At 70.2% G+C, this 18,756-nt stretch carries 18 protein-coding genes; 13 read left to right on the top strand and 5 right to left on the bottom strand.

The window, feature by feature from the left end:
• Positions 1-68: 68 nt before the first annotated feature.
• The 3 genes from ASF58_RS01905 (at position 69) to ASF58_RS01895 (ending at position 2,995) form a co-directional block, all read left to right on the top strand.
• A complete protein-coding gene (locus ASF58_RS01905) occupies positions 69-290 on the top strand; it encodes a heavy-metal-associated domain-containing protein (protein WP_055946726.1) in 222 nt (73 codons plus the stop codon).
• 229 nt (positions 291-519) lie between these two features.
• Positions 520-2,193, top strand: a complete 1,674-nt coding sequence (locus ASF58_RS01900; RefSeq protein WP_055946723.1) for a formate--tetrahydrofolate ligase — start codon at positions 520-522, stop codon at positions 2,191-2,193.
• Between the two features lie 124 nt (positions 2,194-2,317).
• Positions 2,318-2,995 carry a spermidine synthase gene (locus ASF58_RS01895; RefSeq protein ID WP_055946719.1) on the top strand — a complete coding sequence of 226 codons (678 nt, stop codon included), beginning with the start codon at positions 2,318-2,320 and terminating at the stop codon, positions 2,993-2,995.
• A gap of 7 nt (positions 2,996-3,002) precedes the next feature.
• Here the strand turns inward: ASF58_RS01895 and ASF58_RS01890 are convergent, their stop codons facing one another.
• From ASF58_RS01890 to ASF58_RS01880, 3 genes are all read right to left on the bottom strand, one after another.
• Positions 3,003-3,218 (bottom strand): hypothetical protein, encoded by a 216-nt coding sequence (locus tag ASF58_RS01890; protein WP_055946716.1) that lies wholly within the window; start codon positions 3,216-3,218, stop codon positions 3,003-3,005.
• Between the two features lie 143 nt (positions 3,219-3,361).
• The gene (locus ASF58_RS25530) at positions 3,362-3,700 is read right to left on the bottom strand and encodes a hypothetical protein (protein ID WP_156375502.1); all 339 of its coding nucleotides are present in this window, start codon (positions 3,698-3,700) and stop codon (positions 3,362-3,364) included.
• A 94-nt stretch (positions 3,701-3,794) separates the two neighbouring features.
• Entirely contained in the window at positions 3,795-4,364 is a 570-nt protein-coding gene (locus tag ASF58_RS01880) for a GNAT family N-acetyltransferase (protein WP_055946713.1), read from the bottom strand.
• A gap of 238 nt (positions 4,365-4,602) precedes the next feature.
• Here ASF58_RS01880 and zapE point away from each other — a divergent pair, with 238 nt between their 5' ends.
• The 4 genes from zapE (at position 4,603) to ASF58_RS01860 (ending at position 9,812) form a co-directional block, all read left to right on the top strand.
• Positions 4,603-5,838 (top strand): cell division protein ZapE, encoded by a 1,236-nt coding sequence (gene zapE, locus ASF58_RS01875; RefSeq protein WP_082512770.1) that lies wholly within the window; start codon positions 4,603-4,605, stop codon positions 5,836-5,838.
• A 416-nt stretch (positions 5,839-6,254) separates the two neighbouring features.
• Positions 6,255-6,752 carry a (2Fe-2S)-binding protein gene (locus ASF58_RS01870; protein ID WP_055946710.1) on the top strand — a complete coding sequence of 166 codons (498 nt, stop codon included), beginning with the start codon at positions 6,255-6,257 and terminating at the stop codon, positions 6,750-6,752.
• The gene (locus ASF58_RS01865; protein WP_055946706.1) at positions 6,749-9,106 is read left to right on the top strand and encodes a xanthine dehydrogenase family protein molybdopterin-binding subunit; all 2,358 of its coding nucleotides are present in this window, start codon (positions 6,749-6,751) and stop codon (positions 9,104-9,106) included. Before ASF58_RS01870 ends, ASF58_RS01865 begins: the two co-directional genes overlap by 4 nt.
• Positions 9,107-9,419: 313 nt before the next feature.
• On the top strand, positions 9,420-9,812 hold the full coding sequence (locus ASF58_RS01860; RefSeq protein WP_055946704.1) for a hypothetical protein: 393 nt from the start codon (positions 9,420-9,422) through the stop codon (positions 9,810-9,812).
• A gap of 123 nt (positions 9,813-9,935) precedes the next feature.
• Here the strand turns inward: ASF58_RS01860 and ASF58_RS24680 are convergent, their stop codons facing one another.
• Complete coding sequence (locus ASF58_RS24680) at positions 9,936-10,163, bottom strand: hypothetical protein (protein ID WP_082487457.1); 228 nt, start codon at positions 10,161-10,163, stop codon at positions 9,936-9,938.
• Positions 10,164-10,554: 391 nt separating this feature from the next.
• Here ASF58_RS24680 and ASF58_RS01850 point away from each other — a divergent pair, with 391 nt between their 5' ends.
• The 6 genes from ASF58_RS01850 (at position 10,555) to ASF58_RS01825 (ending at position 16,117) form a co-directional block, all read left to right on the top strand.
• Positions 10,555-10,743, top strand: coding sequence for a hypothetical protein (locus tag ASF58_RS01850; RefSeq protein ID WP_055946698.1), 189 nt, complete (start codon positions 10,555-10,557; stop codon positions 10,741-10,743).
• 837 nt (positions 10,744-11,580) lie between these two features.
• On the top strand, positions 11,581-12,576 hold the full coding sequence (locus ASF58_RS01845; protein ID WP_244477196.1) for a sulfate ABC transporter substrate-binding protein: 996 nt from the start codon (positions 11,581-11,583) through the stop codon (positions 12,574-12,576).
• Positions 12,577-12,639: 63 nt separating this feature from the next.
• Positions 12,640-13,539, top strand: coding sequence for a sulfate ABC transporter permease subunit CysT (cysT, locus tag ASF58_RS01840; RefSeq protein WP_082512769.1), 900 nt, complete (start codon positions 12,640-12,642; stop codon positions 13,537-13,539).
• The gene (gene cysW, locus ASF58_RS01835; RefSeq protein WP_055946695.1) at positions 13,532-14,416 is read left to right on the top strand and encodes a sulfate ABC transporter permease subunit CysW; all 885 of its coding nucleotides are present in this window, start codon (positions 13,532-13,534) and stop codon (positions 14,414-14,416) included. The genes cysT and cysW overlap by 8 nt, the downstream gene beginning before the upstream one ends.
• A 4-nt stretch (positions 14,417-14,420) precedes the next feature.
• Positions 14,421-15,467 (top strand): sulfate/molybdate ABC transporter ATP-binding protein, encoded by a 1,047-nt coding sequence (locus ASF58_RS01830; RefSeq protein WP_055946692.1) that lies wholly within the window; start codon positions 14,421-14,423, stop codon positions 15,465-15,467.
• Between the two features lie 89 nt (positions 15,468-15,556).
• On the top strand, positions 15,557-16,117 hold the full coding sequence (locus ASF58_RS01825; protein ID WP_055946689.1) for a DUF4337 domain-containing protein: 561 nt from the start codon (positions 15,557-15,559) through the stop codon (positions 16,115-16,117).
• A 66-nt stretch (positions 16,118-16,183) separates the two neighbouring features.
• Here ASF58_RS01825 and ASF58_RS01820 read toward each other — a convergent pair whose 3' ends face one another.
• Positions 16,184-18,508 (bottom strand): Tex family protein, encoded by a 2,325-nt coding sequence (locus ASF58_RS01820; RefSeq protein WP_055946686.1) that lies wholly within the window; start codon positions 18,506-18,508, stop codon positions 16,184-16,186.
• Between the last annotated feature and the right edge of the window lie 248 nt (positions 18,509-18,756).

Genomic DNA, 18,756 nt, shown 5'->3' with positions numbered 1-18,756 from the left:
GCCGCTTGCATCGGCGTCGCGAGGCGCCACAATGCGCCCCGCGGAACGAGAAGCCCGGAGCGAACCTCATGGACGCGACGCCATCGGACCTCCTGATGCAGGTGGAGGGCATGACCTGCGACGGCTGCGCCGCGGCGGTGTGCCGGGCCATCCAGCGCCTCGACCCCGAGGCCAAGGTCGCGGTCGACCTCGATCACGGGCGCGTTGCGGTGACGACCACGGCTCAGGCCTTGAGCATCGCCGAAGCGCTGAAAGAGGCCGGATACACGGCGAGTGCCATGACGGGCTGACACAGGTCTGATCCCAAACAAATTTTTGCCTGTAAATTCAAAATTTCCGACGCGCTTTTGCTTGTCCCATCACGCAAACTGATGCGATCGATGATGCGTGGCCGCTCGGCCGATCCGCACGGCCCAACGTCGGCGGATCCGGTCCTGGCGGCGAACGACGAACGCCAGCGGACGGAATGCGGCCCCGCCGGACCCGACCGCGCAAGAACAATCCGGGAGAAACGCACCAATGCCCTCAGATATCGAGATCGCGCGCGCGGCCACGCTCCAGCCGATCACCGAGGTCGCCGCCAAGATCGGCATCCCGGACGACGCGCTGCACCACTATGGCAAGCATATCGCCAAGATCGACCACGCCTTCATCAAGTCGCTCGAGACCAAGCCCGAAGGGAAGCTCGTGCTCGTGACGGCGATCAGCCCGACGCCGGCCGGCGAGGGCAAGACCACCACCACGGTCGGCCTCGGCGACGCGCTCAACCGCATCGGCCAGAAGACCGTGATGTGCCTGCGCGAGCCCTCGCTGGGTCCCTGCTTCGGCATGAAGGGCGGCGCGGCCGGCGGCGGCAAGGCCCAGGTCGTGCCCATGGAGCAGATCAACCTGCACTTCACCGGCGACTTCCACGCCATCACCTCCGCGCACAGCCTGGCGGCCGCCCTCATCGACAATCACGTCTACTGGGCCAACGAGCTGAACATCGACGTGCGCCGCATCCACTGGCGCCGGGTCGTCGACATGAACGACCGGGCCCTGCGCGCCATCACCCAGTCCCTCGGCGGCGTCGCCAACGGCTTCCCCCGTGAGGACGGCTTCGACATCACCGTGGCCTCCGAGGTCATGGCGGTGTTCTGCCTCGCCAAGGACCTGGACGACCTCGAGGCCCGCCTCGGCCGCATCGTCATCGCCGAGACCCGCGACCGCAAGCCGGTGACGCTCAAGGACGTCAAGGCCACGGGCGCCATGACGGTGCTCCTGAAGGACGCCCTGCAGCCCAACCTCGTCCAGACCCTGGAGGGCAACCCGGCCCTCATCCACGGTGGCCCCTTCGCCAACATCGCCCATGGCTGCAACTCGGTGATCGCCACCCGCGCGGGCCTCAAGCTCGGCGACTACGTGGTCACGGAGGCCGGCTTCGGCGCCGATCTCGGCGCGGAGAAGTTCATCGACATCAAGTGTCGCCAGGCCGGCCTGAAGCCCTCCGCGGTGGTCATCGTCGCCACCGTACGTGCCCTCAAGATGCATGGCGGCGTCTCGAAGAAGGAGCTCGGATCCGAGAACCTCGACGCCCTGGAGAAGGGCTTCGCGAACCTGGCGCGCCACGTCGCCAACGTGCGCAGCTTCGGCCTGCCCGTCGTCGTCGGCGTCAACCACTTCTACGCCGACACCGATGCCGAGCATGCCAAGCTGAAGGAGCTCTGCCGCGACAAGCTCCAGGTCGAGGCCATCACCTGCAAGCACTGGGCGGAGGGCGGCGCCGGCGCCGAGGACCTCGCCCATGCGGTGGTGAAGCTCGCCAACGGCGAGCAGAAGCCCCTGAACTACGTCTACGAGACCGAGACCAAGCTCACCGACAAGATCCTCGCCATCGCCACCAAGCTCTACGGCGCGGGCGACATCCAGGTGGAGTCGAAGGCCGCCACCAAGCTCGCCCAGTTCGAGAAGGACGGCTACGGCCACCTGCCCGTGTGCATGGCCAAGACGCAGTACTCGTTCTCCACCGACCCGAACCTGATGGGCGCGCCCTCGGGCCACCTCATCGCGGTGCGCGACGTGCGGCTCTCGGCGGGCGCCGGCTTCGTCGTGGTGATCTGCGGTGAGATCATGACCATGCCGGGCCTGCCCAGGGTCCCGGCCTCGGAGGGCATCCACCTCGACGCCAACGGGCAGATCGAAGGGCTGTTCTAGCCCGCACGAACCCTCCCCCCGCGCCGTGCGCGGGGGGAGGGTCGGCGTCGCGGTGTCGCGTGATCCAATCGTCGACCCGTGCTAGCCGAGGTCGCATGATCCCCCCCACCGGCCAGTCCCCATCGTGATCCCCTGGACCGTCCTCGACACCGCGCCCGTGCCGGGCGGGTCGGACTCCCTGCGCCTGCTTCAGCGAGGCACCGAGTTCTCGATCCAGCTCGGCCACAACGAGCTGATGAACAGCCGGCTCAGCGGCTCCGAGGAGGCGCTGGCGACCCTGACCGCCGCGCGGCTCGGGTCCCGGGCGAAGGCCTGCTGGCTGATCGGCGGCTACGGTATGGGCTTCACCCTCCGGGCGGCCCTCGACGCCCTGCCCGCCGAGGCCCGGATCGTGCTGGCCGAGCTCGTGCCGGCGGTTCTGGATTGGGGCCGCGGCCCCCTGGCGGGCCTCTCCTCCGAGGCGCTGTCGGACCCGCGCGCCGAGGCGCGGGTGGCGGACGTCGCCGCGGTGATCCGTGCCGGGCGCGGCGCCTACGACGCGATCCTGCTCGACGTCGACAACGGCCCGGACGGCCTGACGCGCCGTGCCAACGACCGGCTCTACGACGCCGCCGGCCTCGCCGCCGCACGGGCCGCCCTGCGCCCCGGCGGGGTGCTGGCGGTGTGGTCGGCCCATCCCGATCCGGCCTTCACGCAGCGCCTGGCGCGAGGGGGCTTCCGGGTGGAGGCAGTCGGCGTGCGGGCCGGGCGCGCGCGCGGGGCGCGCCACACCATCTGGCTCGCCGAGCGACCCGCCCGGTGACGGGACCTCAGACGGAGGCGCCTCGGCGCTCGCGCTGCCGGCTGAGCCGGGTGGCGCCGTAGATTTCCGCGAGCTGGCGTCGGGCGGCCTTGACGGGGGCTTCGTTTCGCTCGTCGCAGGCGGCCCTGATGATGCGCAGGGCATCGGCCACGGAGCGCTCGAGGCGCGCTTCGGCCGGCCGGCTCAGCGGGCGGGTGTTCTGGGTGATCTCGGTCCGGTCCATGCTGCGGCCCCTCGTCGGCGAGCCCGTCCTCTCCTGGGGCGGGTCCCGGCCGCGACCATCCGCAGTGGGCGGGGCGGCAACAAGGCAGCTTGGCCGTGAGCGCCTGCGCGGGTTGGCTCAGGGAGACGGAATGCCCCCGGCTCTCAGTCCCGCCCCTGGCCCTCGTTGAACTTGTCGCGACAGGTATAGCCGACGAAGCACTTGGGATCGTCCCGGGTCGTCTCCCAGGACGGCTGGGTGGTTTCCGGCAGCGGGCAGAACCCGCCGTCGCGCACGAAGCGCGCGTAGGTCGCCGGCCCTGTACTCAGTACGATGGCGCCGGCCCGGGCCACCAGGGCCGACGCTTCGGCGCAGGTCATCGCTCGGGTGTCGGGACGGGCCTGGGCCGAAACCTGGGCCGAAACTTGGGCCTGCGCCGAAACCGGGAGAAGGACCGTGCAGGCGAAGAGGACGGACAGGCTCCGCCGTGAAACGTCCGTCATGCTGCCCCCTGGCCGGAGCCGGAGGGGAGGAACCCGTCCGGGCGGCGTCATACCGGGGACGATAGCCTCCGGACCCGGCGCGGCAAAGCCGGACTCACGCCGCCGTGAGGGCAAGGGTGAAATCCACCGCCTCGGTGACGCCCTCCTGCCACAGGGAGACGGGGGTCGGCCGGGCGAGATGCAGGGCGCCGTCCGCCTCGCCGCCGCTGATGTGCAGGTCCGCGCCGACCTTGGTGGCGAGGCCCCGCATGGGTCGGTTCCAGGCCAGGCAGCGCACGTGCAGGTCCCGCACGCCGCGGTTGCGGGCCGCGGCGGCGATCCGCCGGAACAGCGCCTGGCCGAGGCCGTTGCGGCGATAGGCCTTCTCCACCGCGAAGGCGGCCTCCGCCTCCGCACCGAGGACGAAGCCGGGCGGCGGGACGGAGGCGGGACGCAACTCGCCGAGCCCCCGCAGCGTGCCGTCGACGAAGCTGCCGAACATCAGGCCCTCGGCGTTCAGGGCGTTGCGCGCATAGGCGACGGCGGCCGCATCGCTCAGCGCGCCCATGAAGCGGTTGGCCCGAGTCTCTGGATCGAGCCGCAGGAAGTAGGATTCCACCGCCGGGCCATCGTTGGGCCACAGGCGGCGGAGGATCGGTTGAAGGGTCGGATGCGTATCGGGCATCGGGTGCCGGTCTCCGGTTTCGGGGCGCGCAGCGCGCGCCGGGTCCGGGCGTAGCCTCCCTCAAGGCGGATCAGATCTGGCATCGCTGCCACGGTTGTGCAATGCAGCAAAGCGACGGGCTGCCGCGCGTCCGGCGCCGGAACCGGGTCCGGGGCTTGATCCTGCGGGGTGGCCGCGTCAGACCGGCAGACCCGCCGGCCGCCCGATTCCCTCCCTCCGCGAACAGGTCGCCCACACCGTGAACGCCTCCTCCTCCTCGGGCCTCGAGCCGTCGAGCCAGGCCAAGGCCGGCGCCGTGTCCCCCGGCCCGGTCTCCGACCGCTACGAGGCCCTGGTGCGCACCGCGGCCATCGAGCGCGACCCGGCGCAGATCCATCTGGTGCGCGCCCTCGACCGCTTGGTGCTGGAGCTCGGCCGCCGCAAGCGCGCCCGCAAGGGCAGCGCCCTCGGCTGGCTGTTCGGCCGCCGGGACGATGCCGCGACGCCGCCGAAGGGGCTCTACATCTGGGGTTCGGTGGGACGCGGGAAGACCATGCTGATGGACCTCTTCCACGAGGCCGCCCCCGAGCCGAAGCGCCGGGTGCATTTCCACGGCTTCCTCGCCGATGCGCACGAGCGCATCCACGCCCATCGCCAGGCCCTGAAGGCCGGCACCGCCAAGGGCGACGACCCGATCCCGGTGGTGGCCGATGCCCTCGCGGACGAGGCGACGCTGCTCTGCTTCGACGAGTTCACCGTCACCGATATCGCCGATGCGATGATCCTCGGCCGGCTGTTCGGCGCCCTGTTCAAGCGCGGCGTCACCGTGGTGGCGACCTCCAACGTCGAGCCCGACCGGCTCTACGAGGGCGGCCTGAACCGCGCCCTGTTCCTGCCCTTCATCGCCGAACTGCAGGAGCGGGTGGCGGTGCTGCGCCTCGATTCCCGCACCGATTTCCGGCTGGAGAAGCTCGGGGGGGCCTCGGTCTATCACGTGCCTGCGGACGCCACGGCGGCGGCGGCCCTCGCGGCCGCCTTCAAGGGCCTCACCGGCAAGGCCAAGGGCCGGCCCGCGACCCTGCGGGTGAAGGGGCACGACGTGTCCGTGCCCGAGGAAACCGGCGGCGTCGCCCGCTTCAGCTTCGCCGACCTCTGCGCCCAGCCACTCGGCGCCTCCGACTACATGGCGGTGGCCCGCGCCTTCCACACGGTGATCGTCTCGGACATTCCCGTGCTGGGCCCGGACAACCGCAACGAGGCCAAGCGCTTCATCACCCTGGTGGACACGCTCTACGACGCCCACGTGAAGCTGGTCGCCTCGGCCGCGGCGGAGCCCCACGACCTCTACACCGCCACCGAAGGGCGCGAGGCCTTCGAATTCGACCGCACGGTCTCCCGCCTGATCGAGATGCGCTCGTCGGAATACCTCGCCCTGCCGCACGGGGCCGGCGATTCCGGCGCGAGCGGGTCGAGCGCCGGCTTGGTGGAGACCTGAGGGCGAAGGCCGAGCCGGCCGCGCGTCAACGAGTGGGAATTGTGTGAGAGCCGGCAAAAGCAACGCGCGCCGCTGCCATCCGGATCACCCGCTCGGTACCGCCCCGTGCGCAACGGCACATGGAGGCCGGATCGCCGCTCCGGGGACGGATGACGGGGCCGGGCTCCGGTTGCGCCGCAACAGGCCCGACGTTTAATTGGATTCATTCCGAGGTGCGGGGCGTGGGGGCTTCGTGCGCTGCGACGGCTCTCCCGATCGGAGAGGCCGGATCCGCCGCTGCATCTCAGGACCCTTCCGGGGGGCGGCTCACGCCCTCGACGCCCGACATGTGACCCTGACGGCTTCCCGACGGTTGACGGATTGGCGTGACGCCGATCCCCACCGGCCCGTGGCCTGATCCATGACAGGATACACCGATGATCAAACTGACCGTGAACGGAGCTGAACGCAGCTTCGACGGCGATCCCGATATGCCGCTGCTGTGGTACCTGCGCGACGAGGTCGGGCTCACCGGAACCAAGTTCGGCTGCGGACAGGCCCTCTGCGGCGCCTGCACCATCCATGTGGGCGGCACGGCCGTGCGCGGCTGCGTCACCCCCGTCTCGGCCGCCGAGGGGCAGGCCGTCGTCACCATCGAGGGCCTGTCCCCCGACGGAAACCATCCGGTTCAGGTCGCCTGGCGCGACCTGAACGTGGCGCAGTGCGGCTACTGCCAGTGCGGGCAGATGATGCAGGCCGCCTCCCTCCTCACCGATACCCCGAAGCCCACCGACGCGCAGATCGACGAGGCCATGAGCGGGAACCTGTGCCGTTGCGGCACCTACCCGCGCATCCGCGCCGCGATCCATCAGGCCGCCGGTCAACCGTCCGGTGCCGGCCAGAAGCCTGCCGCGAACAAGGGAGAGCGCCTGTGATCCACGAAGCTCAGACCATGGCGGACCGCGCCACCTCGCCGGCCGGAACCGAAACCGATCAGACCGCGCCGAGCGCGCTCGCCAATGTCAGCCGCCGCGCCATGCTCGGCGGCATGGGCGCCCTCGTGCTCGCCCTCTCCTGGCGCGATTCGGCCCGGGCCGAGGACAAGAAGGACGAGCCCAAGAAGTACGGCGCCGATGCCATGCCGCATGGCTGGCAGGACGACCCGAAGGTCTTCGTCGCCATCGCCGCGGACGGCACCGTGACGGTGACCTGCCATCGCTCCGAGATGGGTCAGGGCGTGCGCACCTCGGTCGCCCTGGTGGTGGCCGATGAGCTCGACGCCGACTGGTCGAAGGTGAAGGTCGCCCAGGCCTGGGGTGACGAGGCCCGCTTCGGCAACCAGGACACCGACGGCTCGCGGTCGCTCCGCCACTTCTTCCCGCACCTGCGCCACGCCGGCGCCGCGGCCCGCGCCATGCTGGTCCAGGCCGCCGCCAAGCAGTGGGGCGTGCCCGCCGGGGAGGTGAAGGCCGAGAACCACGTCGTCACCCACGCCAAGTCGAAGCGCAGCCTCGGCTACGGCGAGGTTGCGGCCGCCGCCGCCGAGCTCCCGGTGCCGGCCCGCGAGAGCGTCACGCTGAAGAAGCAGGATGCCTTCCGCTACATCGGCAAGGGCAAGATCGGCCTCATCGACAATCACGACTTCACCGTCGGCAAGGCGATGTACGGCATCGACACCCGCCTCGACGGGATGCTCTACGCCCTCGTCGCCCGTCCCCCCGTCTACGGCGGCAAGGTCGTGAGCTTCGACGACACCGAGGCCAAGAAGGTCGCCGGCGTCGTCAAGATCTTCAAGATCGACGCGCCCGAGATTCCCTCCGAGTTCCAGCCCATCGGCGGCGTCGCCGTGGTGGCCAAGAACACCTGGGCGGCGATGAAGGCCCGCGAGGCCCTCAAGATCACCTGGGATGACGGCCCGAATGCCGGCTACGACTCCGTGGCCTTCCGGGGCGAGCTGGAGAAGGCGGCGCGCGCGCCCGGCAAGGTCGTGCGCGACCAGGGCGACGTCGCCGGCGCCATGGCCAAGGCCAAGACGAAGCTCGAGGCCGAGTACTTCGTGCCCCACCTCGTCCAGGCCCCGATGGAGCCGCCGGCCGCCACGGTGCGGATCAAGGACGGATTCTGCGAAGCCTGGGCCTGTACCCAGGCGCCCCAGGCGACCCATGACCGCCTCGCCAAGAAGCTGAACCTGCCCGCCGACAAGGTGCGGGTGAACGTGACGCTGCTGGGCGGTGGCTTCGGCCGCAAGTCCAAGCCCGACTACGTGCTGGAGGCCGCCCTCTGCAGCCAGGCGGTGGACGGCGCGCCCGTCAAGCTGATCTGGACCCGCGACGACGACCTGCATCACGGCTACTACCACACCATCTCGGTGGAGCGCCTGGAGGCCGGGCTCGACGACAAGGGCATGCCGGTCGCCTGGCTGCACCGCTCGGCGGCGCCCACCATCGGGTCGATCTTCGCCCCCGACCCGAAGCACGAGCTGCCGTTCGAGCTCGGCATGGGCCTGACCAACACGCCGTTCGCCGTGCCCAACATCCGCCTCGAGAACCCGGCGGCGGATGCCCACGTGCGCATCGGCTGGTTCCGCTCGGTCTCGAACATCCCGCATGCCTTCGCGATCCAGTCCTTCGTGTCCGAGCTCGCCCACGCGGCGGGCAAGGACCCGAAGGAGTACCTGCTCGCGCTGATCGGCCCTGACCGGCTGATCGACCCGACCAGCATCAGCGACGTCTGGAACTACGGCGAGGACCCCGCGCGCTACCCGATCGACACGGGGCGCCTGCGCCGCGTGATCGAGGCGGCGGCCAAGGGCATCGGCTGGGGTCGCAAGATGGAGAAGGGCACCGGCCTCGGGATCGCCGGCCACTACAGCTTCGTCACCCACACGGCGGTGGCGGCGGAAGTGGCGGTCGGTCCCAAGGGCGAGGTGCAGGTCAAGCGCGTCGACATCGCCATCGATTGCGGACCGCAGGTCAACCCGGAGCGGATCCGTTCACAGATGGAGGGCGCGGTCGTCATGGGCATGGGCCTCGCGCTCTCGGCCGAGATCACCTTCAAGGACGGACGCGCGCAGCAGAACAACTTCGACGGCTACGAGATCACCCGCATCGATGCGGCGCCGAAGGAGATCCACGTCCACCTGCTGCCGAACCCGGACTACAGCCGTCCCCTCGGGGGCGTCGGCGAACCCGGCGTTCCGCCCGTGGCTCCGGCGATCGCCAACGCGATCTTCGCCGCCACCGGCCGGCGCATCCGGCAGCTGCCGATTCGCGATCAGCTGAGCGCCTGATCCGGCATCGCCCTCCCGGGTCCCGGGAGGGTTCGGGGCGCAGGACGGTTTCGGGCCGTCCTGCGCCCCGATTCATATCCGGCCCCATCGGATCCGGCCGCCGGTCGGCAGGGCAGAGGCCGACAGGGCTCGAAGGTGTCCGACCGCCGGCGCGCGTTCGTGCCGATCCGGTCTCCCGTGGCGAACCCGTGTTTCCCGCCGACGGTTTTCACGTCCCGCGCAGGGAGCCCTGCCTCGCTCCCGTGGGTTGACCCTCCGACGGAGGCGGCCCGGGCCGGGCCGATTCCACCTTCCGAACCAAGGACAGCAATCGATGATGCGTTTCCCAGGGCCCGTTGCCGGGTGTCTCGCCGCCGGTCTCCTCGTGGCGGGTGCGGCGCCCGCTTTCGCCTCTCCCTGCAGCGATCGCATCGCCAAGCTCGAAGGACCGGTGAAGGATCTGGCCAAGGAGGCGATCTCCGCCAATACCAGCGGCAAGGCCGCGGCGAGCGCGCGCGGCGGTCAGGGCATCACCGGAAGCGGCGGCAGCGGCTCGGCCGAGGCAGCCCCCCCGGAAAAGTCGGCGGAGGCCGGAAAGGGCGGCGACAAGGCGATGCAGGCGAAGGTGGCCCTCGACGAAGCGCGCACCGCCGACAAGAAGGGCGATGCCAAGGCCTGCGGCGAAGCGGTCGATCGGGCGCAGAAGCAGGTCGACAGCGCGCCCTGAGGCGCGGGCCCCGGCCATCGGCTCGGGGGAAGCGCTGGCCCCGTCAACAGGGGCCGGCGCGGGTCTGATGGATCGGGTGCATCGGGGGCGGCGACGGCATCCGCCCCACCTGCCTGTCGGATGTCAGGCGCTGGTGACGGCCGCGAGCGCGTGGTCGTTACCGTTCAGGCCGGCGCAGAGATCATCAATCTCTGCAAGATCAAGAGCTTCGCCGGAATCGCTCGCAATAGCATCGATCAAGTGATCTTGATGCGGGCTGAAGGGATGGCCCTGCAAACGATAGAATTGATAATAGCGAAGCGCGGCTAATACAGCATCACGTTCTCGATCAGTAATGGTAATATTCTGCATGCCGGATATAATTCCCGTTATTGGTTGCGGGAGTTCGAGAAACAACCACTCTGCGGCGCCGTGAGCTTGGATGTTGTAAGCGAATCCGTACGGATTCGTCCATCACCGGAAACCCTCCGTTAGCCGTTTCAGCATCGACCCGAGCCGCCGTCGAACGGCCAAGTCTTTGTCCGATCGCCATTTCCGCCGAGCGGCGCGCGCCGAGGTTTTTTTTAGCCCGGCGATTTGATCTTATGCGCTTGACAACCTTTGATAGGGCTCGTCGCTCCGGGGCGTCGGCGGACAGCGCCCGTCACGGCGTCAGCTTATCCTTAACCGATCGGTGGCACGGTCACGCTTCGCCCGCCCTGCCTCGTGCCGCGCGCGGGATGCGGAGGCCAGGGTCCGACTCATGCCCAAGACCCGAAGCGAATATTCGTCCGCTGCCGATGCCGTGCGGCCTGCCGCGCCGACGCTCGGCCCCAGCGTCCGCCGCCATCTCGGACACACCCTCCGCACCTTCTACGCCGACATCCTGGCCGACCCGCCGGGCGCGCGGCTCGAAGCGCTGCTCGCCCGGCTGGGCAAGGGGAAGCGCTAGCCCGCGGTGTGACCCGTTTACCGCGTTTCCGGATGTTTCCCAGGCATGTGCGTGAATTCACGGACGGTTCACGCTGGGATCGCTAGTGGTGCGTTGATCCGATGAGCCCGCGCACTCCGCCGTGCTCTCACATGAAGCAGTTCCATGATCACGCTCGCCCTCGTCGTCGTCGGCAACATCCTGCTGGCGTCTCTGTTCTCGCTCATCGCCGTCGCGGCGGATTGAGCGTCCGGACGTCGCGCGCCGCAGCCTGAGGCCGGCGCGTCCCCGTCCTCGACCACACTGCAATTTTCATCGGCCGCCATGCGGCCGTCGACGCCCCGGGGCTCCCGCCTGCGGGGCTGCTCGGCGTGGTCTCGGTCGCGCTTGTCGGCTCTCGGCCGCAGCCTTGAAGCGGCGGGCATCGGACATCCTGCCTCCGGGGTGAGCCCGAAGATCCGGCCGGGTGCAGCGAGGCGGACGGTCGTGGCGATCGCCTCCCGTCGCCACGCCCATGCGTTGAACACAGGATGGGATCCCACGATTGAACGGAATGTCCTTTCTATAGAACCCCCGCACGCTCAGCAGGTTCTTCTCCCGCCGGGAACCGCGGGAGCATCCTGTTCTCCACATCGTGTAAAGCGTTCTCGGTCAGGCCATATCACGGGAACGATGGGGCTCGTGCTGCCTTATCCGACTGAGTCCCGACGCTTGACAATGTTCGTTAAAACGAACGAAACCAGCGTCGCCGGGGTCGCGATGCGGAAGACTTCGCTCCGGCTGCGCGAGCCAGATTGGGAGATCCCCGTGAGCGAGACCACTTCCCGGACCACCGGACGCACCCGCCGCCATGCGGCCCTGCTCGGCGCCGGCCTCGCCGCGGCCCTGCTCGCGCCCCCGCTCGCCTGCGCCCAGACCGAGCTCCTCAACGTCTCGTACGATCCGACCCGGGAGCTCTATCGCGAGATCAACGCGGCCTTCTCCGAGGCCTGGAAGGCCAAGACCGGCGAGACCCTGACCGTGCGTGCCGCCCATGGCGGCTCGGGCTCGCAGGCCCGCACGGTGATCGACGGCATTCCGGCCGATGTCGTGACCCTCGGCATCCCCTCCGACATCGACGCGATCAGCCGGATCTCGAAGAAGATCGTCCCGGATTGGCGGACGAAGCTGCCGAACCAGGGCCTGCCCTACACCTCGACCGTGGTGTTCCTCGTACGCAAGGGCAATCCGAAGGGCGTGAAGGACTGGGGCGACCTCGTGAAGCCCGACGTCAAGGTCATCACCCCCAACCCGAAGACCTCCGCCGGGGGACGCTGGAACTTCCTCGCGGCCTGGGGCTACGCCTACGAGCGGGAGGGCAAGGACGCCGACAAGGCCAATGCCTTCGTGGGGGCGGTCTACAAGAACGTCCCGGTCCTCGACACCGGTGCCCGCGGCTCCACCGTGACCTTCGCGCAACGCGGCCTCGGCGACGTGCTGCCGACCTGGGAGAACGAGGCCTACCTCGTGTTCGAGGAGTTCGGCCGCGACAAGTTCGATGTGGTCGTGCCGCCGACCTCCATCTACGCCGAGCCGCCGGTCGCCCTGGTCGACGTCAACGTCGACAAGAAGGGAACCCGCAAACAGGCCGAGGCTTATCTTCAGTTCCTCTATTCCGACCGGGCGCAGGCCATCTTCGCCAAGCACCATTACCGCCCGCTCAACCGCGCGGCGGCCAAGCCCGAGGATCTGGCCCAGCTTCCCGAGCTGAAGCTGTTCAAGATCGAGGACCTGCAGGGCGACTGGGACGAGATCCAGAAGAAGAATTTCGACAACGGGGGCCTGTTCGACCAGCTGAGCAAGGCGGGGCGCTGACGCAGCCGCCCTCCCCGCCCCTTCCCGCTGGGGAAGGGGCCGAGACCTGAGCAGGACACCCCCATGGCCCCGCCCACCCGTGCCGAATCCTTCCGCGCCGAACCTTTCCACGCCGAACCCCTCCGCCCCAAGCGGCGATTTCTCCGCCCGAGCGTGATCCCCGGTTTCGGGCTCGCCTTCGGCTACACCCTGACCTGCCTCGGCCTGATCGTGCTGCTGCCGCTGGCCGCCCTGGTGACGCGCGCCTCGGGCCTCGGCCTCGCGGGGATCTGGGAGGTCGCCACCGATCCGCGGGTCGCCAGCGCCCTGCGCGTCAGCTTCGGCGTCTCCCTGATGGCGGCGCTGACCGCCTCGGTGTTCGGCTTCGTCATCGCCTGGGTGCTGACGCGCTACCGCTTTCCCGGCCGCAAGATCGTCGATGCGGTGGTGGACCTGCCCTTCGCGCTCCCCACCGCCGTGGCCGGCATCGCGCTGGCCGCCCTCTACGCCCCCAACGGCCTCGTGGGCGCGCAGCTGGCGCGGATCGGCATCGAGGCCGCCTACACACCCGTGGGCATCTACATCGCCATGGTGTTCATCGGCCTGCCCTTCGCGGTGCGCACCGTGCAGCCGCTGATCGCCGAGATCGACAAGGAGATCGAGGAGGCCTCCGCCACCCTCGGGGCGGGACGCGTCCACACCCTGGTGCGGGTGGTGCTGCCGCCGCTGATCCCCGCGGTGCTCACCGGCTTCGCCCTCGCCTTCGCCCGCGGGGTCGGCGAGTACGGCTCGATCATCTTCATCGCCGGCAACCTGCCCTACGTCTCCGAGATCGCGCCGCTCCTCATCGTCATCAAGCTGTCCGAGTACGATTACGGCGGCGCCTGCGCCATCGCCACGCTCATGCTCGGCATCTCGTTCCTCACCCTGCTCGCCATCAACCTGATCCAGGCCTGGAGCCGGCGGAGATTCGGCTATGTCTGAGACCTTCGCCCCCGTCGCCCCGGCCGAGGCCCGCCCGGCCAGCGTCGTCACGGAAGGCCGCTGGATCCGCTGGCTGCTGATCGGGATCGCGATCCTGTTCCTGGCGCTGTTCCTGGTGCTGCCGCTGCTCACCGTGTTCGCCCAGGCCTTCGCCAAGGGCTTTGCCGCCTACCTCGCCGCCTTCACGGAAGCCGATGCCCACGCGGCGATCCGGCTGACCCTGCTGACGGCCGCCATCGCAGTGCCCTTCAACCTGGTCTTCGGGATCATGGCCTCCTGGGCCATCGCCAAGTTCGAGTTCTGGGGCAAGAACCTGCTCGTCACCCTGATCGACCTGCCGTTCTCGGTCTCGCCGGTGGTCTCGGGCCTGATCTACGTGCTGGTCTTCGGGGCGCAGGGGCTGCTCGGCCCCTGGCTGCTGGCCCACGACATCCAGGTCATCTTCGCGGTGCCCGGCATCGTGCTGGCGACCATCTTCGTCACCTTCCCGTTCGTCGCCCGCCAGCTCATCCCGCTGATGCAGGAGCAGGGCACGGCGGAGGAGGAGGCGGCGCTGACCCTCGGGGCGTCCGGCTGGCACGCCTTCCGGACGGTGACGCTGCCCAACATCCGCTGGGGCCTCCTCTACAGCGTGCTCCTCTGCAATGCCCGCGCGATGGGCGAGTTCGGCGCGGTCTCGGTGGTCTCGGGCCACATCCGGGGCCTCACCAACACGCTGCCGCTCCACGTGGAGATTCTCTACAATGAGTACAACTTCGTTGCCGCTTTCGCCGTCGCCTCCCTCCTGGCCGGCCTCGCCCTCGTCACCCTCTGCGTCAAATCCCTCCTCGAATGGCGCTACGCCGACGAGATCGCCGCGGGTGCCCGGGGCCACTGAGCGGATGGGCGGCTCCACCGCCATCCGCGTCGAGGCGCTGTCGAAGACCTTCGACACGGCCGCGGTTCTGCACGATTTCTCCCTCGACGTGCGGGCGGGCGAGCTGCTGGCGCTGCTCGGCCCGTCGGGCTCGGGCAAGACCACGCTGCTGCGCATCATCGCCGGCCTCGATTTCCCCGATGCGGGCCGCATCGTGTTCGGGGCCGAGGATGCGACCCGGCTCCCCGTGCAGCAGCGCGCGGTGGGCTTCGTGTTCCAGCACTACGCCCTGTTCAAGCACATGAGCGTGGCCGAGAACATCGCCTACGGGCTCAACGCCCGGAAACGCTCCGAGCGCCCGGCCAAGGCCGAGATCAGGCGCCGGGTCGGCGATCTCCTCGACCTCATCAAGCTCTCCGGCTTCGCCGACCGCTATCCGAGTCAGCTCTCGGGCGGCCAGCGCCAGCGCATCGCCCTGGCCCGGGCGCTCGCGGTGGAGCCCCGGGTCCTGCTGCTCGACGAGCCCTTCGGCGCCCTGGACGCCCAGGTGCGCAAGGACCTGCGCCGCTGGCTGCGCGAGATCCACGACCGCACCGGGCAGACCACGATCTTCGTCACCCACGACCAGGACGAGGCCCTGGAGCTCTCCGACCGGGTCGCGGTGTTGGACAAGGGGCGCCTGGAGCAGGTCGGCACCCCGGACGAGGTGCAGGAGGCGCCGGTCTCCGCCACCGTGCTGAAGTTCCTCGGCGACACCATCGAGGTCGAGGCGATCGCGCAGGGCGGCGAGGTCCGCGTCGACGGCCGCCTGACCCCCGTGCGGGCCCCCGAGGGGCTCGTCGGTCCGGTCAAGCTCTATGCCCGCCCCTGGCAGCTCCAGTTCGCGGAGGGCGACCAGGCCCATCTCCAGGGCGTCGTACGCTCGTCCTACCGGACGCAGGGGCGCCAGCGCATCGAGGTCGACCGGCCCGAGGGCAGGACCGTGGTGGTGGAGGCCGCCGACACCAACCGCTTCGCCGCCGGCAGCCCCGTGGGTCTGCGGATCATCGGCGGCCACGTGTTTCCGAATTAGGGCGGCGGTTCCGGACTGACGGGAAAGCGTCTTGCGCTCGCCGACGCGATCGGGTGTGACTGCCGCCGTCCAAATCAGGAGGAGGCAGCATGTCGGGTGGTCACGGGGCGGGCGGCAGTTCGAACAAGCGCGTGGCACTGCTGATCTCGGTGTTGGCGCTGTTCCTGGCGCTGGCCGAGACCCTGGCCAAGGGCGCCCAGACCGACGCCCTCGGGGCCAACGTCGAGGCGTCCAACCAATGGGCCTATTTCCAGGCCCGCACCATCCGGGGCACCGTCCTCAAGACCGCCGACGAGACCCTGGCGCTGCTGCCGCCGGAGGTCGCGAATTCCGAGGCCGTGAAGGCCAAGCGCGCCGAGTGGGCCAAGACCATGGCCCGCTGGGACAGCGAGCCCGCCACCGGCGAGGGGCGCAAGGAACTGGCCGAGAAGGCGCGGCACTCGCAGGAGGTGCGCGACCTCGCCCTGCACCGCTACCACCATTACGAGTTCGCCTCGGCCGCCTTCCAGATCGGCATCGTGCTCGCCTCGGCGGAGGTCATCACCGGCATCTTCGCCCTGGTGGTCGGCGGCGGGCTCCTGGGTGTTGCCGGACTCGCTCTCCTCGGCTTCGGCCTCTACGCCCCGCACGCCCTGCCGTTCTTCCACTGAGGCCTCGCGCCCGGTCGCGCGCCGTGGGGGGCCGGGAAGACTCTGCCTGGAGAGCCGGCCGGGCGCTCAGCGCTTCGGCATCCCCTTGGCGAGGGCCGCCCGCCGCAGGGCCTCCGCCATGGCGCCGCCCGCCTCGGGCGCCGGCGTCGCGCGCGGGGCCGGTCTCGCAGGCGGAGCGGCCGGCGCCTCGCGGCGGGCGGCGGGACGCGACGCGCCGGCCTCGTCCGAGCGCATCGTCAGGGCGATGCGCTTGCGGTTCGGATCGACCTCCACCACGCGCACCTGCACGACGTCGCCGGGCTTCACCACCTCGCGCGGGTCCTTGACGAAGCGGTCGGCCAGCATCGAGATGTGCACCAGCCCGTCCTGGTGAACCCCGACATCCACGAAGGCGCCGAAGGCGGCCACGTTGGTGACTACGCCCTCGAGGCGCATGCCGGGCTTCAGATCGGAGATCTTCTCGACCCCCTCCTGGAAGGTCGCAGTCCGGAAGGCCGGGCGCGGATCGCGGCCCGGCTTCTCCAGCTCCGACAGGATGTCGGTGACGGTGGGCAGGCCGAAGGTGGCGTCGGTGAAGGTCTTGGGGTCCAGGCTGCGCAGGGCACCGGTATTGCCGATCAGCGCCTGGATCGGCTGGCCGGTGGCGGCGAGGATCCGGCGCACCACCGGGTAGGCCTCCGGGTGCACGCCCGAGGCATCGAGGGGATCGCTCCCGTCGCGGATGCGCAGGAAGCCGGCGGCGAGCTCGTAGGCCTTGGGCCCGAGCCCCGCCACTTTCTTCAGGCTGGTGCGGCTGCGGAACGGGCCGTGGGCGTCCCGGTGCACGATGATGTTCGAGGCGACCCGCGCGGTCAGGCCCGAGACCCGGGCCAGCAGCGGCGCCGAGGCGGTGTTCACGTCGACCCCGACGCCGTTCACGCAATCCTCCACCACCGCGTCGAGGGAGCGCGCGAGCTTCCCCTCGGCCAGATCGTGCTGGTACTGGCCGACGCCGATCGCCTTCGGCTCGATCTTGACGAGCTCGGCCAGCGGGTCCTGCAGGCGCCGGGCGATGGAGACCGCGCCGCGGATCGAGACGTCGAGCTCGGGCAGCTCCGCGCTGGCATAGGCCGAGGCCGAGTAGACCGAGGCGCCGGCCTCGGAGACCATCACCTTGGTGAGCGTCAGCTCGGGCTGCTTGGCGATCAGCTCGGCGGCGAGCCTGTCGGTCTCCCGCGAGGCGGTGCCGTTGCCGATGGCGACGAGCTCCACGCCATGGGCCCGACAGAGCTTGGCGAGAGCGATCAGGGCCCCGTTCCAGTCGCGGCGCGGCTCGTGCGGGTAGATCGTGTCGGTGGCCACCACCTTGCCGGTGGCGTCGACCACCGCGACCTTCACGCCGGTGCGGAAGCCCGGGTCGAGCCCGAGGGTCGGCCGCGCCCCCGCCGGGGCCGCGAGCAGGAGGTCGCGCAGGTTGCCGGCGAAGACCGTGACCGCGCCGGCCTCGGCCGCCGCCCAGAGGCGCGCCCGCAGGTCCGTATCGAGGGCGGGCTTCAGGCGGGTGCGCCAGGCGCGCCGGACCGTCTCCGTCAGGAAGGCGTCGCCCGGCCGCCCCTGGTCGCGGATGCCGAAGGTCTTGGCGATGCGCAGTTCCTGCGATCCGGGCTGTCCCTTGGCCGGCGCGTCGCCCAGCGCATCGGCGATGGCGAGGTCGAGCACCTCCTCCTTCTCGCCGCGGAACAGGGCCAGGATGCGGTGCGAGGGCAGCTTCGCGAGGGCTTCCGAGAAGTCGAAGTAATCCGAGAACTTCTCGCCGGACGCGGCCTTGCCGGGCTTCACCGTGGCGACCATCCGGCCGCGCTGCCAGCCGCTCTCGCGGAGGGAGCCCACCAGCTCCGGGTCCTCGCTGAAGCGCTCGATCAGGATGGCACGCGCGCCCTCCAGGGCGGCCTCGACGTCGGCGACGCCCTTGCCCGCGTCCACGTAGGCCCGGGCGGCCCCCTCGGGGGCTTGGTCCGGCCGGGTGAGAAGGGCCTCGGCGAGGGGATCGAGGCCGGCCTCGCGGGCGACCTGCGCCTTCGTCCGGCGCTTCACCTTGAAGGGCAGGTAGAGATCTTCCAGCCGGGCCTTGGTGTCGGCGGCAAGGATGCGGGCCTTCAGCCCGGCCTCGAGCTTGCCCTGGGCCTCGATCGCCTGCAGCACGGCGGCCCGGCGCTCCTCCAGGTCCCGCAGGTAGGCGAGGCGCTCCTCCAGGGTGCGCAGCTGCGCGTCGTCGAGGGTGCCGGTGACCTCCTTGCGGTAGCGCGCGATGAACGGCACCGTCGCGCCGCCATCGAGCAGGTCGACTGCGGCCTTCACCTGCCATTCCGCGACGCCGAGTTCGGCGGCGAGACTCGTGTTGATGGCGGCCATGGGGCGTCTCCGGGTGGGGCCGGGTGTCTACAGGGCTGCCCGCCGGGCGGTCAAACCCGGCGCCGCGAGAAACCCGGCGCGGAGCGGTGCTGCGGGTCCGACGGGCACGGACACCACACTCCTGGATGCCCGGGCCGAACATGGCTGAGACCCACGACACCGCACAATATTTAGCCGTCTTTTCCAGTATTCGAAGATTGAAGCGGCCACCGAATCAATCTAGCCTCCAAACCGCTCGGCACAACGAA

Origin of the sequence: Methylobacterium sp. Leaf125 (assembly GCF_001423085.1) — a bacterium.
In the GTDB taxonomy this organism is placed as follows: Bacteria; Pseudomonadota; Alphaproteobacteria; order Rhizobiales; family Beijerinckiaceae; genus Methylobacterium.
The sequence above is the reverse complement of the archived record's forward strand: the minus strand, read 5'-3'. Positions and strand labels throughout refer to the sequence as shown.

Excerpts from the sequence above, each read along its gene's own strand:
- ASF58_RS01880 (WP_055946713.1), bottom strand. The coding sequence starts at position 4,364 with ATGCCCGATACGCATCCGACCCTTCAACCGATCCTCCGCCGCCTGTGG.
- ASF58_RS01820 (WP_055946686.1), bottom strand. The coding sequence starts at position 18,508 with ATGGCCGCCATCAACACGAGTCTCGCCGCCGAACTCGGCGTCGCGGAA.
- ASF58_RS01870 (WP_055946710.1), top strand. The coding sequence starts at position 6,255 with ATGATCAAACTGACCGTGAACGGAGCTGAACGCAGCTTCGACGGCGAT.
- ASF58_RS01890 (WP_055946716.1), bottom strand. The coding sequence starts at position 3,218 with ATGGACCGGACCGAGATCACCCAGAACACCCGCCCGCTGAGCCGGCCG.
- ASF58_RS01905 (WP_055946726.1), top strand. The coding sequence starts at position 69 with ATGGACGCGACGCCATCGGACCTCCTGATGCAGGTGGAGGGCATGACC.
- ASF58_RS01900 (WP_055946723.1), top strand. The coding sequence starts at position 520 with ATGCCCTCAGATATCGAGATCGCGCGCGCGGCCACGCTCCAGCCGATC.
- cysW (WP_055946695.1), top strand. The coding sequence starts at position 13,532 with ATGTCTGAGACCTTCGCCCCCGTCGCCCCGGCCGAGGCCCGCCCGGCC.
- ASF58_RS25530 (WP_156375502.1), bottom strand. The coding sequence starts at position 3,700 with ATGACGGACGTTTCACGGCGGAGCCTGTCCGTCCTCTTCGCCTGCACG.
- ASF58_RS24680 (WP_082487457.1), bottom strand. The coding sequence starts at position 10,163 with ATGCAGAATATTACCATTACTGATCGAGAACGTGATGCTGTATTAGCC.
- ASF58_RS01825 (WP_055946689.1), top strand. The coding sequence starts at position 15,557 with ATGTCGGGTGGTCACGGGGCGGGCGGCAGTTCGAACAAGCGCGTGGCA.
- ASF58_RS01860 (WP_055946704.1), top strand. The coding sequence starts at position 9,420 with ATGATGCGTTTCCCAGGGCCCGTTGCCGGGTGTCTCGCCGCCGGTCTC.
- ASF58_RS01830 (WP_055946692.1), top strand. The coding sequence starts at position 14,421 with ATGGGCGGCTCCACCGCCATCCGCGTCGAGGCGCTGTCGAAGACCTTC.
- cysT (WP_082512769.1), top strand. The coding sequence starts at position 12,640 with ATGGCCCCGCCCACCCGTGCCGAATCCTTCCGCGCCGAACCTTTCCAC.
- ASF58_RS01850 (WP_055946698.1), top strand. The coding sequence starts at position 10,555 with ATGCCCAAGACCCGAAGCGAATATTCGTCCGCTGCCGATGCCGTGCGG.